Source organism: Klenkia sp. AC732 (genome assembly GCF_979256525.1).
The window spans coordinates 1-243 of record NZ_CEEDOS010000157.1; the positions used below are offsets into that span (position 1 = coordinate 1).

A 243-nucleotide genomic window follows, 5' to 3' on the forward strand; every position below is an offset into this window, starting at 1 on the left:
GGCGGATCCAGACGCGCTCCTGGATGCCGCGGGCACCACGGTCGTAGGCCATGACGGCCTCGGACGGGGAGGAGTAGGCCTCCTTGAGCTCACCCTCGGCCGGCTCGTGGCCGGACGCCTTCAGGGTGGTCCGGTGGTAGAGCCCCAGCACCATGTCCTGGGTGGGCGCGGTGAGCGGACGACCGTCGGCCGGGCTCAGGATGTTGTTCGAGCTCAGCATCAGGATCCGGGCCTCGGCCGGCG

Annotated in this window: 1 protein-coding gene; it reads right to left on the reverse strand. The window is 71.2% G+C overall.

The window, feature by feature from the left end:
• A partial coding sequence (locus tag AC0IVP_RS22085; RefSeq protein ID WP_471759302.1) for a hypothetical protein occupies positions 1 to 220 on the reverse strand: 220 nt, incomplete at its 3' end.
• Between the last annotated feature and the right edge of the window lie 23 nt (positions 221 to 243).